The sequence below is a fragment of the Nostoc sp. genome (assembly GCF_036919595.1).
GTDB lineage: Bacteria > Cyanobacteriota > Cyanobacteriia > Cyanobacteriales > Nostocaceae > Nostoc.
Genome location: NZ_JBALCO010000169.1, coordinates 1 through 12,875, shown reverse-complemented (window position 1 = coordinate 12,875; position 12,875 = coordinate 1). Strand labels below are relative to the sequence as shown.

The window sequence follows — 12,875 nt, the reverse complement described above, 5'->3', positions numbered from 1 at the left end:
ATTTAACCTAACCATAACGTTCATAGGCTAGATTAGAAGATTAAGCTTGCCATTATTAGAAAATATTCCATTTAAAAAGATAAATCTAAAGTGGTCAAGGCTATACTCACGCAGGAGAATTTCTAATCAAAAAATTACCAACCTCCGTTTTTAAGCACATTAGTAGGTTAACTGTCTGATAAATTCCAGCAGTTTAAAGCTGAGAAAAAATTAGTTCGTGGTAGCTGATATTAGTTAATTTCTCTAGATTGTTTTCTTGTAGCTTCAGTTTGTTTGGACTCATTTTCTTGCAAAAGTCTGTTGGTAATGATTAAGACAATGATTAACAATCCAAACTGAATCTGCCAGGGTGCTAATACTAAACTTAAAATAAAGCTAATGGCTGCAAATACACCTGCGAGATATGCAATTTCATCAGTACTCTTTTTAAAGAAGTAACCAGTGGCTAAAGCAGTACACAGTGGTATCAAGAAAGACAAAGGCATCTTACTAACCTCTGAACTAAAAGTTGTTGTGCTTATAAAACAAATTGAAATTGTTTTTGGAATTGGGGTTAATATTACATCCAATCAGGTTTTAACCACAACAGTCACTCGAAATAAACATTATAGAAAGTTAAGATTAGGCAACGTCGTATATTACACCAATTTGAATAATCATTCCGACAGATGAACCACCCAAAACCTTAGTGAATAACTCTTTCATTTGTGGTAAATGCTGGGTGTAGCAAGCTTTAAGAGTAGGGGTGGCTACGCCCAGCAAGCTTTAAGTGCAAAAGTGCAGAATAGACGGTGACGTTTTTTGTGCCACTTTCGCGACTCAGCAGAGCTGCGCTATGCTATACAAACTCTCGTTTAACTACGCGGATTCATCAGGTTTAAAACTTGCGTAGGTAGGTTTTGTCTATTTCACTAATTATCCTCTTGTGAGCAATCATCTGGTAAATTAGCTTAAAACTTTGGCCTTGCGCCAGGATAAGGATCTAGCATATTACCTTTAGAAGTAGCATTTTCATTTTTTCATTTTAGACACTTAATGCTGAACATTCCTCAACTACTGGCAACTGAAATAAACCTTAAACCCCATCAGGTGCAAAACGCGCTGGAACTTTTGGCGGAGGGTGCAACAATTCCCTTTATTGCACGTTACCGTAAAGAGCGCACTGATGAGATGAATGAAGTGCAGCTACGTGAATTGGCTGATCGATATACTTATTTAACAGAACTGGAAGAACGAAAATCGGTGATTTTAAGTGCGATCGTCCAACAAGGTAAACTTACAGATGAACTCAAAGCCAAAATCTCATCCTGCTTACAAAAAACTGAACTTGAGGATTTATACTTACCCTATCGACCAAAGCGACGCACTCGCGCTACCATCGCCAGAGAAAAAGGACTCGAACTACTGGCGGAATTCATCAAGTCGCTAAATGTGAAAAATGCTGCAACGGCTTCACTGGAAGAAGCGGCTAAGTATATTTCTGAAAGTAAGGGAGTAAAAACAGCAGAAGAGGCGCTCAAAGGTGCTGCTGATATTTTAGCGGAAGAAGTGGCTGAAAAAGCGGAATTACGGGCATATATCCGCAATTATCTTTTAGAAGAAGGGGTATTCGTCTCCCGCATCAAAAATGATTATCCCGAAGGTACAACTAAATTTGAGATGTACCGTAACTATCAAATTAGGGTAAAAAATGTTGCACCCCACAATATGCTGGCGTTGTGTCGGGGTGAAACTGAGAAAATATTAAGCTTTGAAATTGCTTTTGATGAAGATACGGTACTTTATTATCTTGAGTCGAAAGAAATTAAAACCAAAGTTCGGACAATTCGAGATTTTTATCAAGCGATGTTGAAGGATGCATTTAACCGTTTGATGAAAGTCTCTCTAATGGGAGAGGTAATTTTTGAGAAAAAAGTTTATGCAGATATAGAATCAATCAAGACATTTGAAACTAATCTGCGGGAGTTGCTGCTGTCTGCACCAGCAGGGATGAAACCTACATTGGCGATAGATCCTGGATTTAGAACTGGGTGTAAAGTTGCAGTCCTCGACCAAACAGGGAAATTTTTGGAATACCAAGCGGTTTTTCCCCACCAAGCTGCTGAACAACGACTCAAAGCTGCACAAACTGTCAAAAATCTGATTGAAAAATACAAGATTGCGTTAATCGCCATCGGTAACGGTACAGCGTCCCGCGAGACAGAGGAGTTTGTGACGCAAGTATTACAAACCATAGAACGCAAACCAGTTAAGGTGATGGTGAATGAGTCTGGCGCATCTATATATTCTGCAAGTACTGTAGCGCTGGAAGAGTTTCCCGATTTAGATATTACCGTGCGCGGTGCCATTAGTATCGGTCGCCGTTTACAAGATCCCTTAGCGGAACTTGTGAAAATCGATCCAAAATCCATTGGTGTGGGACAATATCAGCACGATGTCGATCAGAAGTTGTTGAAAAAGAAATTGGATGACACTATAGAAAGCTGCGTTAATTACGTCGGCGTAGACTTGAACACCGCCTCCAAAGAACTTCTGACTTCCGTCTCTGGGATTACGGCAACAGTTGCCAATAATATTGTCGCCCAGCGCAACCAGCATGGAGCCTTTAAAAATCGCCGACAACTTTTGAAAGTTCCGAAACTGGGGCCAAAAGCCTTTGAACAAGCTGCGGGTTTTCTGCGGGTTCGCGGCGGTGACAACCCATTAGATAATACAGCTGTGCATCCAGAAAGTTATTCTGTAGTAGAAGCGATCGCATCTGATCTAAATGTGCCATTAAATCAGGTCACACAAATTGCCGAAAAACTCAAAAAGACCAACCTGAAGAAATACGTTACTAATAGCGTTGGCGAACCCACACTACGCGACATTCTTAGCGAACTAGAAAAACCAGGTAGAGATCCCCGTGCTGAGTTTAAGTATGCCACCTTCAAAGAAGGAATTAAGGAAATCAGGGATTTAAAGCAAGGAATGGAACTAGAAGGAATCATCACGAACGTCGCCAACTTCGGCGCGTTTGTCGATATTGGCGTACATCAAGATGGCTTAGTGCATATATCCCAACTTGCTGATCGATTTGTAGACGATCCCAACAAAGTTGTCAAAGTTGGACAAGTAGTCAAAGTGCAGGTGTTAGAAATCAACGAGAAACTCAAGCGGATTAGTTTGTCGATAAAAGCAGTTAAACAATAATTAGAAATAGCAGATGGTAGTTTATCAAGTTCGATTCATCAATCCTACACTTGGGTTAGATCGTACCATTCAAGTACCAGATGATCAATATATTCTGGATATGGCAGAAGATGCTGGTATCCGCCTACCATCTGGGTGTAAGCAAGGTGAATGTTCTGCCTGTGTCGCCAAACTGATTGGCGGTGAAGTTGATCAAAGTGAGCAAAAATTTCTGCGCTCAACTGAAATACAGGCTGGTTATGTTGTTACTTGTGTAACTTACCCCTTGTCTGATTGCACTTTAGAAACCCATCAAGAAAAAGTCTTGTATAAATCAGCCCTTTACTATAAGCCTGAGTCCAGAAAATCTGAAACCTCGATCCTCCCTAACCCTCATGATAAAGGGGGGAACTAGAATCTTTTGCCCCCTTTTTAAGGGGGTTGGGGGATCTCTTTTGCGTAAGTCCTAACAGAGTAGGGGCGTATAGCTATGCGCCCCTACTCTGTATTGCATCTACTATATGAGAATCCCTATAGTTTTCAAAATGATCGGCCTAACGATAGAAGCAAATTCTACCTTGCAAGAGAGGTTGAAACGTAGTACATAGTTAAAAATGAGATCAGAAGTTACAAACCAAAAATCTTTAGTGATTAGGTCAGAAAAATGTTAACACCATTATTAACCGCGCTAGCTACAGCTTTGAGCCTGTTGATTGTTGATTTAGTTGTTCCAGGCGTTAATATTGCTAATTTCCCCGCAGCTTTGATTGCCGCTTTAATAATTGGTCTGATTAACGGTTCAGTTAAACCAGTTCTGTCTACTCTTTCCTTACCACTTAACTTCCTATCATTTGGAGCATTTTCGCTCATCGTCAACGGTTTTTGTTTTTGGTTAGCAGCAGTGCTAGTTCCTGGATTCGGAGTTCGCGGGATTATCGGTTTCCTTCTTGGTCCAGTGATTCTAACTTTTGCTAACACCTTCATTAACAACTACTTTGTTGAAAAAAATCTTTTAGCCAGCAGTGGTGATGTAAAAAATCAAGGTGAATTACCTTCTAGATAAATATTAAACTGAGTAGAAATACCAATTTCATCACGTCTCTACTCCAAAGAAAATATCCGAAGGTGGATTTCCTAATTCGGCATTTTCAAAAGAATGTAACTAAACAAAATCACAAAGTTGTAACATCATGAAATTAGTTCGTTTTCTTCTAGGTTTGTTAGTGCCTCCTTTAGGTGTTTTCCTGACAGTTGGAGTTGGGCCAACCTTAATTATTAGCATTGTACTCACAGTTCTAGGTTGGCTACCTGGTAGTATTCATGCAATTTGGGTGATTGCCAAGCATGAAGAACAAGTTAATGGAGAGGGACGTATTTACTAATATTTAAGATTAATTTGAATAAATCTTAAGTAGGGTGCGTTATTGCTAAAGCTGTGACGCACCATTTCACTTTTTAGCAAAACTAAAAGTTATAAGATATTCCAAATTTAAGTTGCATAATTAGGGTGTGTATCTTGCACACCCGATAATAGTTTAATTTAATTCAAGCAATTTAGATATTTTTTAGCTTATCAAATGGTGCATTATGCCAAAGGCTAACGCACCCTACGAAAAATGAGTCTTTAATAATTATAGAAGTACGTTGGTGGGGGCACGGCCATGCCGTGCCCCTACGAAAAATTATATGTATCAGGGTTTTTGTGAAAAAGCAGTCTAGTCTATTTATGAATAGTATCCCGCTCTTTATTAGCAGGTTGCTTCTCTTTGAACAAGTCAGCCGCCGTTAAGAGTAACTGCCTCAACGTTTGTTTGATTTGGCGCTCTTTTCTCGCTAGAGATGTACCAGCTTCACCTAATTGTTCTTCTAGCTGCGATCGCTTTTGTTCTACCTGTACAGCCATAGATTCTGCTTGCGGACGAGCTTTATCATACCAGTGTTTAGCCTCGTCCAGATAATCTTGAACTTCCATAGAACGTCCGCCATAGCGTGCAGCTAAATTCGCTCGGACAATCGCTAACTGCGCTTGCAGTTGCGCGTAACGCTTCTTTAACAATCCTACTTCTTCACTATCTTTAATAGCATTGACAGCAGAATCAATTGCAGTTTTGGTACTAGCAGGTTCTTGCTTACTCGTATCTTCAATCTCTGCCAAAATTACATCAATCTCTTGCTGTAGTTCTTCTTCTTCACCATCCAGTTGAGCCTGTAGCCGCTTGATATCTATCTGAGTTTGAGCAATGCTTTCGTGTCTTTTGCTATTAATCCCTTCCAGCGCTCCTTCAATCGAAGCTGTCACTTCATCTTTTAGTTCGCTACCTTTTTCTTGGAAGTTTTCTATTACAGCAGAAACTGCATCTCTAACAAGACTACGAAGCTCAGTAGAACCTTGTTTAAACTCAGAACCTACTTGATAAACTGCGGATTTGACAATTTCTCGAATCCGATCAGTTCTTAATTGTCCCGTTTCTTTAGCTTGTTGCAGGTCTGCTTGAATTTGTTGTTTGATATTGTTAGGCATTTTCAACTCTTGGGATTTTACTAATTTGGATAAAATTTTCTAGGCATGTTCCCACACCCATATTATGGCGTAGGCTGATATAGCTAGGCACTTCCTTTAGATAGAAAATAACTGCCCTAAGGAGGTGATGTGTAGCATGTTGACCATTTGTGAGATGATGAATATTTATTGGTAGTAATTGGGAGGAAAATATGTGGCGAGTAAATATTACTTGTTCAGGTGATGCCTGGAAGCTTTATGGTACTGAATTTAAAGCGATCGCTCAGAAATATCAAGGTGAATTGATTGGTTCTAAAAAAATGCCAGATGGTACGCGCATCATGTCCTATAAAATTGAGGATGTTAGTGATGCAGAAGCTTTTCAAGAAGATTGTGCAAATTTTGCTGGATTTACAACTGACTTTGAATCCCTATAGTATTGGTTATGACACTTATGCCTACAACCAGGATGTCAAAATCGGGAGAAGTTAATTGAAAAAATTACTCACATTAGTATTAATAACGTTTTTGTTATTAATCAGTACTTTTACTTTGCCTGCTAGTGCAGCAGATACAGTTAACAGTGAACAAATATTTAGTTTTCATTGTGCTGGTTGTCATATCAACGGCGGTAACATAGTTAGGCGAGGTAAAAATCTCAAAAAGCAAGCGCTGAAAAAGTATAGTATGGATTCAATAGAGGCAGTTACATCTATAGTAACCAATGGTAAAAATAATATGTCAGCCTATAAAGAGCGTCTCACTGAACAGCAAATTCAAGATGTTACTGCTTACGTTCTCGAACAAGCTGAAAAAGGCTGGCGTTAAAAAGTTAGGAGTTAGGAGTTAAGACTTTAGTAGTTATTAACTCTAGCAGTCCTAAATCATTCATAATAAAGTAGAAAAGTTAAAAAGGCTGTAAAAACCTGCTTGTCAACTCACTAATTATTAACTTTTCTCACTCCTAACTCCTAACTTGTCACTCCTAACTTGAAAATGAACTTACCCGCAGCTAGTCGTCTCCAATTCACTCCCGATTTGAACATCTGCCGCATATTAAATGGTATGTGGCAAGTCTCCGGCGGACACGGAAAGATAAATCCCCAAGCCGCTATTGAGACTATGTTCAAATATTTAGATGCAGGCTTTACCACTTGGGATTTAGCAGACCATTATGGGCCCGCAGAAGACTTTATTGGTGAGTTTCGCTGTCAACTAATTGATACTCGTGGGAAAGATGCTTTATCTCAGGTACAAGCTTTTACAAAATGGGTGCCTCGTCCAGGTAAAATGACGAAAAAACTGGTTGAGGAAAATATTGATATTTCTCTGAGAAGGATGAATGTGAAATCGTTAGATTTGATCCAATTCCACTGGTGGGAATATCAGGATAAAAATTATCTGGATGCCCTCAAATATATGGCAGAACTTCAGACTGAGGGTAAAATTAAGCATCTAGGTTTAACTAATTTTGACACGGAAAACTTAAAGATTATTACCGAAGCGGGTATCAAAATCGTTTCTAACCAAGTACAATTTTCGCTTGTTGACCGCCGTCCTGAAGTTAATATGGTGGAGTTTTGTCAACAGCATGACATAAAGCTTTTTACTTACGGTACACTGTGCGGCGGTTTGTTATCAGAAAACTATTTGGGTAAATCGGAACCGCGAGGATTTGATTTGTCCACTGCTAGTTTGAAAAAATATAAAAATATGATCGATGGTTGGGGTGGTTGGCAATTATTTCAAGAGTTGCTAGCTATCCTGAAGGAAATTGCTAATAAGCATGGGGTAAGTATCTCCAACGTGGCAGTGCGTTACATTTTAGATCAGCCAACTGTGGGCGGTGTGATAGTTGGTGCCAGACTTGGTGTATCTGAACATATAGAAGATAACGCCAAAGTATTTAGTTTTAGTCTAGATGCTGACGATCGCGATCGCATCAATGCAGTATCTCGCCAATCACGCGATTTGTACCAGTTAATCGGCGATTGCGGCGACGAATATCGGCGATAATTTCAGGAATTGGGTGATAATACGGTGAAGGTTACTGTGGAAACTACTGCTGTTAGCCATGCCCCTAAACTTCACCTTCGCCCTCAGTCAACAACAAACTTTTGAACTGCGCTGTAATTATGGCTCACGTCGCCTGGATAAAACGCAGTTGGCAGCGAGCGCTGATTGATTTGTGTGAGCAAAATTACTATCCTCAACAAAAAGATTATCTACCCTATCTCACCCAGTTGGGACGACAACTTTATCAATGGCTGGATGGTAAAGAAGGATGGCTGAGAAGGGCGGTGGATGAGGCGGATGAGCAAACGATTCTTCTAGATTTGATTCAAACCAGCGAAGCAAAGGGGTTGAACCCGGAAACAGAACGGGTAGCGTTGGGATTGGCACATCTACCTTATGAATTGCTAGATGATGGTGCAGGGTTTTTACTGCAACGTCAAAATATTTCCGTCTTACCAGTGCGTTCTGTGCAGCAGCGTCAAACCCCAGTGATTGGCGTGCAAAATCGTCCATTGCGGTTGCTGTTCATGGCGACTTCTCCTGAAGATCCCAGAGTTCCACCACTAGGGTTTGAGCAGGAAGAAGCGAACATTTTGCAAGCAACTAAGGATCAGCCTTTGGCGTTGATTGTCGAGGAAAGCGGCTCAGTTGCGGAGTTAGCCAACTTGGTGAAATCCTACCCAGAAGACTATTTTGATGTCTTTCACCTCACGGGACACGGGATAATTTACACCCAAAAAGATTACGGCTATTTGCTGCCAAAAGGTGCAACACTGCCAGACAATACCCCCTGCTTCATTACTGAAGATGAGGTGGGGAATTTGCAACTTACTACCGTCAATGATTTAGCTAAAGCCTTTCGCGGACGCTGGCCGCGTGTAACTTTTCTCTCTGGTTGTCATACGGGACAGGTTTCTAACCAGGGGACAGTACCCTCAATGGCGCAGGCATTGGTGAAGGCGGGGGCAGGTATAGTTTTAGGCTGGGCGCGTCCGGTATTTGACCGCACGGGTATTGTAGCGGCACAGGCACTTTATCAAGCTTTGGCGACGGGAGCAACAGTTGAAGAAGCAGTCAAAGCAGCGCAGCAGGAGATGATTGACAAAGAATGCACCGACTGGCATCTGTTGCGGATGTATCGGGATACGCGCCCTATTAACCAACTGGTGACAGCGCTGAGAACAAGAAATCGTGAAAAGCTGAAGTTGACAGCCCCAGAGCAAGAATTTCTCGATGAGAATAATCAAGTTAAGGTTGCCAGTCAATTTGAGTTTGTCGGACGCAGGCGGCATTTGCAACGGTGTCTCAAGGCATTGCGGGAAACTAGCAATCAAATTGGTGTGTTTATTGCGGGGATGGGGGGACTGGGTAAAAGTAGCTTGGCGGCGCGGTTATGTACACGGGTGGAAGTGCAGCGTTCTAACTTTGCGCGAGTCGTGTTGATTGGGCCTCTGGATGAAATAGGTTTGTTGAATAAGCTTTCTAATAAGTTTGAGCGGTTTGCAGATGTGCCTGCACTTTTGAACGAACCAAAGGTGTCTCTTAAAGGACGGTTGCAAAACTTTTTTACAGCAATAGAAAAAGAACACAACCAACCCTTACTGTTAGTGCTGGATGACTTTGAGCAGAATATCCCCACAGCTAACATTGAAGATGGCTCACTGCGGATGACGGCAGAGGCTTACGAAATTTTAGGGGCGCTTTGTGCAGCATTGGCAGAAACCGGGGCAGAAAGTCGGCTGATTGTCACCTGTCGCTATTTGAAAGCAGACACTTTGCCACCTCATCGTCTGCATTTGGAATCTTTAGCAGGGATGAGCAGCAGTGATATTGATAAAATCTGCTTTCCTTTAGATAAAGAAGTTAGGCAACAGTTAAGAACTCGGCGGATTATTAAGATTGCTGATGGTAATCCCCGCTTGTTGAAGTGGTTGTTAGAGGTAATTCAGCAACCAGAACTAGCGGTGGATGAATTACTGAATAGGCTGGAGGCGACTGAGAAAGAATTCCGTGAAAATATTTTGGCACAAACTCTGCTGGATGCATTGGAACCGGAAGAAAAAAAGTTTCTTGCACAGTTGAGTGTGTTTAATTTGCCCGTTACTGTTGAAATCATCAATGCCATTTCTCCCTCTGCCTCTTTTCTGCAAAAGCTAACCAGCCTCAGTCTAGTTGAGTCTGCCACCACTCATCCCAACCAGCCAGCTAATTATCGGGTGACAACAATTTTAGAATCGTTGCTGGAATCAGTGTTGAGTGAGGAAGAGTGGCAAGTAACGCGACAGCAAGGTGTGAGGAAAATCCATCAAGCTTGGTGGGAAGACACCAATCAGTCATGTACCGACGAACAAGCATTGGAGGTTTTGCGCTTAGGGCTACTAGCCGGAGAACAGGAGATTGCTGTCAAAGTTAGCGATATTGTTGCTACTGATTGGCATAACAAATGTCGCTTTTTGGAAGCTTTACAGCTATGCCAGCAAGTTTTGGCAGTTTTTCATGACTACCGTATCTTCGGAACAATCGCCCGTGCTGAATACTTTTTAGGCTTTGTTGAATATGCTGTTGTTCATTATCAGCAAGCCTTAGACCTTTGCCCTGATGATGATGCCAGGGAAAAAGCTGGAACTCTGGGCGATTTGGCATGGGTAATAGCCCAACAAGGAGACATTGAACGAGCGCTTTTCTTGTACCAGCAGTCTTTGGAAATAAGTGAGCGCATTACTGATATCCGAGGAAAAGCTATAACTCTCCAGAACATGGCAGGAGTAATAGCCCAACAAGGAGATATTAAACGAGCGCTTTTCTTATACGAGCAAAATTTAGAGCTATTGGAATCTGTTGGCGATTTCAGTAGTAAATCCACCATACTGAACAACATAGCAAAGGCAATCGCTGACCTTGGGGACATTGAACGAGCGGTGTCTGTGTGGCAGAAATCTTTAAAAATAAGTCAGAGTATTGGTGATGTTATATCTCAAGCCGAAATTCTGACAAATCTTGCTTATATTGCAGGCAAGACAGGAGATAAAGACAGACAGTTAGATTTAAATCTACAAGCACTCCAGTTATTTGTAAAGATTCGAGCTTATAGGCATTTGGTTACAGTAATAACTAATTTAGGTGAAGCAGATGAAAGCAAAGGTTTAATTTACTTTGCTCAAGCGACTTGGCTCTGTCTCAACATTCAAGTACCCTTACCAGATAAAATGAGGATATTCGCTCATCTCTATCAGTCTTTACCTCAAGGAAATGAACTTCAAGCCTTGCTAACAGCAACTACTTTGTTTTTGTACGGTCAGCTAAACAAAGATCATCCCCTGTTTAAGGAACTCCAGATTCTTGGTAGCAGGATGATGATAGCATTGGCAGAAGCCCAAGGGATTGACAGACAAGAAGCTAATATTACTTGGTTTACCCAGCAACGGCTAAATGATCCAGAATATTTCCTCCCCCGACTCAATCAACGCTTAGAGGAAATTGTCGGCGATGGGTGGTTGTTTGACCGCAGTCAATTTGAAGTGCAGGGATAAGGGGAAATACGATCGCGTTACTCTTAAATTAATTGCTAACAATGTAACCAGCTTATGCAATCCCTGAATATCACACTGCCAGATGCGATATGGAACTTCAACTAATACAAACTTCTCCCGACATCCTTTCTGGTACACCCGTTTTCTATGGAACTCGCGTACCAGTACAAACATTGGTTGATTATCTCGAAGCAGGCGATCGCCTTGACGACTTTCTAGAAGATTTTCCCACAGTGAGCCGCGCACAGGCAACAGCGTTTCTGAAGCTAGCCCTGAAAACGTGAACGGAGTTCAAAGACTCGTTCATCCACCTCAAAGACTCATTCATCCACCTCAGAACTCCGTTCATCCACCTCAGAACTCCGTTCATCCACCTCAGAACTCCGTTCATCCACCTCAGAACTCCGTTCATCCACCTCAGAACTCCGTTCATCCACCTCAAATACTCGTTCATCCACCTCAGATACTCGTTCATCCACCTCAAAGACTCGCTTTGGCGAATGGAATTCGCCGCTATACAAACAAAACCCACCTCCGTGGGTTTCAAATTCCTGAGTCCGCGCAGGCGGACTTCGTTTGTCTAGCCGCGATTTCTAATCACCAGGTGTATTTATTTGCAAAGGTGAGATGCTCTCATACATCTGTTTATGCTTGGCTAAAAGCTGGAGATATTTGTCATTTGTCTTTGCTTCTACCCACTTGGCTTTAAATATTGCTGCTGATTCCGCTTTAACTGAGTCTACTTCATAAGGAAGAATCTCTTTTTTGTAACTAGAATCTTCCGAATTTTTTTTATACTTCCTGCCGCTTTTATGATTAGCATAACGACGAGAGCGAGTATAACCCATTTGGATAAACTTCCTTGCCATATCTGCGCCGACAAAATCATCTTGCTCTAAATAATCAAGAAAAAGCTCGTATATTTTTTCACTCGATTCTCTAGCAATATCAGGAGTTTTGAACCGCCAATAGGGAAGAATTTCTGATTTGTATGGTTCAACCAAAAGTACACCCTGCTCACCCTTGCCAACACGATAGAGTTCAGGATGTTGGCGAAAATCGAGATTTTTAAAGTCTAAAGAATAATCAAAAGCCATGCGAAGTGTTTATTATAAATAATAAACTTTAAGAAAGAAGTCGAGCTTCTATCTCTGTAGGGAAATTTTGTTTTACTATGCTATCTAGCACCCAATCCGTGAACAGTGTCCTTGCTCCGGGCAATCTGCGTAAAGTGCATCACATTGCCCTCAACGTCCAGGATATGCAAGCTTCCCGCTACTTTTATGGCACAATCCTGGGTTTGCACGAACTGACAGGCGACGAAGTACCCGCAACTCTGGTGGAACTTGTCGCATCTGGGAAAGTAGCCAACTTCATTACCCCAGATGGAACGATACTGGATTTATTTGGGGAACCAGAGTTATCACCACCAAATCCAGACCCCGAAAAGACTTTCACCAGAGCGTACCATCTAGCCTTTGACATCGAGCAGCAGTTATTTGATCGCGCGGTGACAGTGATCAGAGAAAATAAAATAGCGATCGCTCATGGCCCAGTCACTCGTCCTGACTTTTCCCGTTAAGTCTCTTTTGCAAGCTGCCAACCCTCACAGAGATCGTGTAATTTTAACCAACCTCGCCACAGTACCTGGATACCAA

General features: G+C 41.6%; 14 protein-coding genes. 10 read left to right on the top strand and 4 right to left on the bottom strand.

Going from position 1 to position 12,875, the window contains the following annotated elements:
* Window positions 1–230 precede the first annotated feature (230 nt).
* The gene (locus V7K21_RS25965) at window positions 231–569 is read right to left on the bottom strand and encodes a hypothetical protein (protein ID WP_335178320.1); all 339 of its coding nucleotides are present in this window, start codon (window positions 567–569) and stop codon (window positions 231–233) included.
* Between the two features lie 466 nt (window positions 570–1,035).
* Between V7K21_RS25965 and V7K21_RS25960 the strand changes: the two genes are divergently transcribed.
* The 4 genes from V7K21_RS25960 to V7K21_RS25945 all read left to right on the top strand — a co-directional run bounded on the left by V7K21_RS25960 (window position 1,036) and on the right by V7K21_RS25945 (window position 4,553).
* Window positions 1,036–3,192: a Tex family protein gene (locus V7K21_RS25960; RefSeq protein ID WP_335178318.1), complete on the top strand. Its 2,157-nt coding sequence runs from the start codon at window positions 1,036–1,038 to the stop codon at window positions 3,190–3,192.
* Between the two features lie 13 nt (window positions 3,193–3,205).
* Window positions 3,206–3,586, top strand: coding sequence for a 2Fe-2S iron-sulfur cluster-binding protein (locus V7K21_RS25955; RefSeq protein WP_335178316.1), 381 nt, complete (start codon window positions 3,206–3,208; stop codon window positions 3,584–3,586).
* A 249-nt stretch (window positions 3,587–3,835) separates the two neighbouring features.
* Window positions 3,836–4,234 carry a phage holin family protein gene (locus tag V7K21_RS25950; protein WP_335074204.1) on the top strand — a complete coding sequence of 133 codons (399 nt, stop codon included), beginning with the start codon at window positions 3,836–3,838 and terminating at the stop codon, window positions 4,232–4,234.
* Window positions 4,235–4,361: 127 nt separating this feature from the next.
* Window positions 4,362–4,553, top strand: coding sequence for a YqaE/Pmp3 family membrane protein (locus tag V7K21_RS25945; protein ID WP_335178314.1), 192 nt, complete (start codon window positions 4,362–4,364; stop codon window positions 4,551–4,553).
* A gap of 338 nt (window positions 4,554–4,891) precedes the next feature.
* Here V7K21_RS25945 and V7K21_RS25940 read toward each other — a convergent pair whose 3' ends face one another.
* Window positions 4,892–5,692: a histidine kinase gene (locus V7K21_RS25940; RefSeq protein WP_335178312.1), complete on the bottom strand. Its 801-nt coding sequence runs from the start codon at window positions 5,690–5,692 to the stop codon at window positions 4,892–4,894.
* Window positions 5,693–5,883: 191 nt separating this feature from the next.
* Here V7K21_RS25940 and V7K21_RS25935 point away from each other — a divergent pair, with 191 nt between their 5' ends.
* The 5 genes from V7K21_RS25935 (at window position 5,884) to V7K21_RS25915 (ending at window position 11,501) form a co-directional block, all read left to right on the top strand.
* Entirely contained in the window at window positions 5,884–6,108 is a 225-nt protein-coding gene (locus tag V7K21_RS25935) for a hypothetical protein (protein ID WP_273766817.1), read from the top strand.
* A 55-nt stretch (window positions 6,109–6,163) separates the two neighbouring features.
* On the top strand, window positions 6,164–6,499 hold the full coding sequence (gene petJ / locus V7K21_RS25930) for a cytochrome c6 PetJ (RefSeq protein WP_335178310.1): 336 nt from the start codon (window positions 6,164–6,166) through the stop codon (window positions 6,497–6,499).
* 168 nt (window positions 6,500–6,667) lie between these two features.
* Window positions 6,668–7,687, top strand: coding sequence for an aldo/keto reductase (locus tag V7K21_RS25925; RefSeq protein ID WP_335178308.1), 1,020 nt, complete (start codon window positions 6,668–6,670; stop codon window positions 7,685–7,687).
* Window positions 7,688–7,788: 101 nt separating this feature from the next.
* Window positions 7,789–11,217: a CHAT domain-containing protein gene (locus V7K21_RS25920; RefSeq protein WP_335178306.1), complete on the top strand. Its 3,429-nt coding sequence runs from the start codon at window positions 7,789–7,791 to the stop codon at window positions 11,215–11,217.
* A gap of 89 nt (window positions 11,218–11,306) precedes the next feature.
* Window positions 11,307–11,501: a DUF433 domain-containing protein gene (locus tag V7K21_RS25915; protein WP_335178304.1), complete on the top strand. Its 195-nt coding sequence runs from the start codon at window positions 11,307–11,309 to the stop codon at window positions 11,499–11,501.
* Between the two features lie 36 nt (window positions 11,502–11,537).
* Here V7K21_RS25915 and V7K21_RS25910 read toward each other — a convergent pair whose 3' ends face one another.
* Both V7K21_RS25910 and V7K21_RS25905 read right to left on the bottom strand, forming a co-directional pair.
* On the bottom strand, window positions 11,538–11,738 hold the full coding sequence (locus V7K21_RS25910) for a hypothetical protein (RefSeq protein WP_335178302.1): 201 nt from the start codon (window positions 11,736–11,738) through the stop codon (window positions 11,538–11,540).
* A gap of 72 nt (window positions 11,739–11,810) precedes the next feature.
* A complete protein-coding gene (locus tag V7K21_RS25905; protein WP_335178300.1) occupies window positions 11,811–12,314 on the bottom strand; it encodes a DUF4385 domain-containing protein in 504 nt (167 codons plus the stop codon).
* A 77-nt stretch (window positions 12,315–12,391) separates the two neighbouring features.
* Here V7K21_RS25905 and V7K21_RS25900 point away from each other — a divergent pair, with 77 nt between their 5' ends.
* Entirely contained in the window at window positions 12,392–12,799 is a 408-nt protein-coding gene (locus V7K21_RS25900) for a VOC family protein (protein ID WP_335178298.1), read from the top strand.
* Window positions 12,800–12,875 lie beyond the last annotated feature (76 nt).

What these genes read in the sequence shown, in the direction of transcription:
- V7K21_RS25960 (WP_335178318.1), top strand. Translation starts at nt 1,036, where the DNA reads ATGCTGAACATTCCTCAACTACTGGCAACTGAAATAAACCTTAAACCC.
- V7K21_RS25955 (WP_335178316.1), top strand. Translation starts at nt 3,206, where the DNA reads ATGGTAGTTTATCAAGTTCGATTCATCAATCCTACACTTGGGTTAGAT.
- V7K21_RS25950 (WP_335074204.1), top strand. Translation starts at nt 3,836, where the DNA reads ATGTTAACACCATTATTAACCGCGCTAGCTACAGCTTTGAGCCTGTTG.
- V7K21_RS25945 (WP_335178314.1), top strand. Translation starts at nt 4,362, where the DNA reads ATGAAATTAGTTCGTTTTCTTCTAGGTTTGTTAGTGCCTCCTTTAGGT.
- V7K21_RS25940 (WP_335178312.1), bottom strand. Translation starts at nt 5,692, where the DNA reads ATGCCTAACAATATCAAACAACAAATTCAAGCAGACCTGCAACAAGCT.
- V7K21_RS25935 (WP_273766817.1), top strand. Translation starts at nt 5,884, where the DNA reads ATGTGGCGAGTAAATATTACTTGTTCAGGTGATGCCTGGAAGCTTTAT.
- V7K21_RS25925 (WP_335178308.1), top strand. Translation starts at nt 6,668, where the DNA reads ATGAACTTACCCGCAGCTAGTCGTCTCCAATTCACTCCCGATTTGAAC.
- V7K21_RS25915 (WP_335178304.1), top strand. Translation starts at nt 11,307, where the DNA reads ATGGAACTTCAACTAATACAAACTTCTCCCGACATCCTTTCTGGTACA.
- V7K21_RS25905 (WP_335178300.1), bottom strand. Translation starts at nt 12,314, where the DNA reads ATGGCTTTTGATTATTCTTTAGACTTTAAAAATCTCGATTTTCGCCAA.
- V7K21_RS25900 (WP_335178298.1), top strand. Translation starts at nt 12,392, where the DNA reads ATGCTATCTAGCACCCAATCCGTGAACAGTGTCCTTGCTCCGGGCAAT.